Genomic DNA, 2,885 nt, shown 5'->3' with positions numbered 1-2,885 from the left:
CCTGCCTCATAGCGTTTGCCTATGAGCTCATTGCTGGGAAGAATGCAATACATGCAACTTCCTTGATATTCCCAATGGGTAGTATCGCCATTGGGAGTCGTTTCTGTTTTTATACGATTCAAGCCATCATAGGTTTTCTTTTTGGATCTACCTTTTGAATTAAATTACCTCTGGAATCGTATTCATAAAGAGTATAGGCGATGGTATTTGGAGAGAGTGCTTGTCTTTTAGCTTGAAGAAGGCTAGAAGTGTGATAATCTAAGTGGAGAGTATTTTGTGCGTTGGCTGTTCAAACTAACCCAAGCATTCTTCGCATCTGGGTTGAACAGCGCTCTTGCTTACAAATATTTAAATCAATAACAGGAAGCTCTCTTCCTTGTCTTGTTAAGATCTTATTTTCTTTCTCGACATGATCTTTGTTTACAAAGGCAGCTATGACACTTTTATCCATGTTTGCAAGAATATGGTTTTTAACAGCCTCAGAAACTTGTTGTGAAGAAACATTCAGGATGTTGCTTTGGATCTCTTGTAGTAGTCCCATTTTAGTGCCATTTATAAAGCTGTGATAAGCAAGAGTTGCGCGATCTTTAGAAAATGCAGACGTCCAGTTCATTCCTTGAATAGCGTAAAGCTGTGCTTGTATTAAGTCAGATTGTGAAAAATCACCCTTTGCAAGTTTTTCCATGATTATTTTGAAGGTATCTAAGCCTTTTGAAATGCTAGGGACATCCGACATATGTAATGCCAGTGTGCCAAATTTACCATTGGGTTCACAATGCGTATGGTAGGCTTTTGAATAATTTATTTGCAAAAAAAGTAAAAGTGCAGCAGCAACACACAGTGCAGGAAAGTCAATATGGTTAGAAAAAACAACAGGTATTGTTTGATAAATAAAAGCATTTGAAAATTGTGTAGTGATGAGATGTAAGCTTATTTTAGGTATTGAAATATCAATTTTTGAAGTACAAGCGTTTGCTAGCCCACTTTGATTGAAAGCAAACAAATTTTCTCTTTTCATCATTTGAAATGTGGATTGATCACATGTAACTAACACATGAAGATTTTGCTGTGAATAAATCTTTTGTCTCAAAAGAGGCAATTGTAGTGCATCTAGATGATTCTCTTGAATGTTTTTTAAGCAGGTAAGCCCATTCCACATTTCATCAAAAGCGTAACTTACTCAAAACCAGGGTATACAAAGGTATAGGAGCCTGTTGCCATTCGTTTTACTATTTGATGAGGAGAAATAACAACACCAATCTCTGCTTTTCGATTTTCTCCTTCTAATTTGCCTACTCTCTTAAATTCTTCATTAACTCTCCATACATACCATTTATCTGATATTTTTATTGGTTCTTCATCAACTTTTGAACCATAATCATTTGTATCCTTAAATAGAGCTTCAATTTCTCTAGCAAACGGTATATTTCCAACCTTCTCCCAAAGATCCAATTTAAATCCCCACTTAATAACGACATGAGCATAAAATTCTACTTCATCAGCAACAATTTTAAACAGATCAGGCTCTGTATTTATTGGATATTTTGTCTTAAAAACCCTTATAACATCGCTATTAAGTTGAGTAAAATCATTAGTTATATATTGAAAATACTTCTTGCCATCGTCTAGTTTAACAGAAAAAATATCCCCCACCTTTGTTCTAACTGTCTTTGCCATATTACTTTACCCCATATTCTAGCCATTTTTCAGGCGCTATTGAATTGTCATTAATCACCAATCACTATCACAGCTTCTTTAAAATCTGCTGAGCCTTTTTTCTTACTATTGCCTTGGGATGATTTAATAATAGACTAATTTCTTTTTTTGCCGTTATTGCTTTTAATTTCCCAAGTGCTTCTAAAGCATGTATTACAAGGTCATTATCAGCCAACAAATCAACTAGCGTTTTCAAAACATCTTCAGATTTCACTTTACCAAGAGCTAGAACAAACATTTGTCTTGATATTCCATTTGCTTTATTTCTGATGATCTCTAAAATTCCTGGTACATCTTCGTTAGCAATTATTATTTCTATTGTATTACCAATTGCCCATCGCAATAATACCTTCTCCTGAGGTATCTTATTAAATTCTTCTATCAAAATTTTTCCTGCTTTTCCTTTTGCCTCTTTCACAGCAAGAGCTCGAATGATACCTTCCTTTAGAGTGTCTTGGGATATTCCTCGGTGTAATAGATCAATGAGAACTGGTATGGCATTGGGATATGGATGTGGTGAATTAACTAATTCGTAAATATCGGTAATTACTATTCCTACTTTTGCAAGTTTTTTTTGTATTTCAAGAGCTTCATCTAACATAAATTATTTAAGAGGAATTGGTTTTATCACAATAAGGCCTTGGTCAATTAGCTGTTGGACCGGTTTTGTAAAAGTTGTATCTGGTCTTGCATAAATAATCAACTGTCTTGTAGTTTGTTGCGAGTATAAAAGAAAGTCTTTAATTTGATTTGTCAATGCCAACTTGTTTACATTTTTTACTTCTACTAATACTGAAGAGGTAAGTTGATCTGGAATTCGGTATTGTGCTGTTGATGTTAATGATGGTATTCGTACTTTATTTCCGCTAATTCCAACGGCGTTTTCTCCTGAAGCTCCTACTTTTCTTACAAGATCCATTGAATTTTCTGACCAATAAGCCAAATCAGCACTACTTAATCTAACAGCAGTTCGCCCCCCTTGAAGCATGGCTCCGCCACCCATGGTACCAAGCATGCTTATTCCATTATTGACCAGAGATGCTGTGTTTGTTGGCATGCCTGTTTTTTGTAACAGCATCTCTGACACAGTAAATTTATGTTGGCCGGTAAAGGCTGTTTGAAGTCCTGTTGCTGTTTGGTCAAGACCATGTGCCACTAAAGCCCAACCT

The 2,885-nt window shown here is 35.5% G+C and carries 4 protein-coding genes; all 4 read right to left on the bottom strand.

Features of this window, described 5'->3' with window-relative positions; genetic code table 11:
- Positions 1-289: 289 nt before the first annotated feature.
- Positions 290-1,159 carry a hypothetical protein gene (locus P4L16_07520; GenBank protein ID MDR3624969.1) on the bottom strand — a complete coding sequence of 290 codons (870 nt, stop codon included), beginning with the start codon at positions 1,157-1,159 and terminating at the stop codon, positions 290-292.
- 17 nt (positions 1,160-1,176) lie between these two features.
- Complete coding sequence (locus P4L16_07515; protein MDR3624968.1) at positions 1,177-1,677, bottom strand: hypothetical protein; 501 nt, start codon at positions 1,675-1,677, stop codon at positions 1,177-1,179.
- A 67-nt stretch (positions 1,678-1,744) separates the two neighbouring features.
- Positions 1,745-2,317 (bottom strand): HEAT repeat domain-containing protein, encoded by a 573-nt coding sequence (locus P4L16_07510; GenBank protein MDR3624967.1) that lies wholly within the window; start codon positions 2,315-2,317, stop codon positions 1,745-1,747.
- A gap of 3 nt (positions 2,318-2,320) precedes the next feature.
- A partial coding sequence (locus P4L16_07505; GenBank protein ID MDR3624966.1) for a putative toxin occupies positions 2,321-2,885 on the bottom strand: 565 nt, incomplete at its 5' end.

It is taken from the genome of Chlamydiales bacterium (assembly GCA_031292375.1).
Lineage (GTDB): Bacteria > Chlamydiota > Chlamydiia > Chlamydiales > VFKH01 > JARLHF01.
Note: the sequence above shows the minus strand (reverse complement) of the source record. Positions and strands in the feature narration are given on the sequence as shown.

What these genes read in the sequence shown, in the direction of transcription:
- P4L16_07520 (MDR3624969.1), bottom strand. Translation starts at nt 1,159, where the DNA reads ATGTGGAATGGGCTTACCTGCTTAAAAAACATTCAAGAGAATCATCTA.
- P4L16_07515 (MDR3624968.1), bottom strand. Translation starts at nt 1,677, where the DNA reads ATGGCAAAGACAGTTAGAACAAAGGTGGGGGATATTTTTTCTGTTAAA.
- P4L16_07510 (MDR3624967.1), bottom strand. Translation starts at nt 2,317, where the DNA reads ATGTTAGATGAAGCTCTTGAAATACAAAAAAAACTTGCAAAAGTAGGA.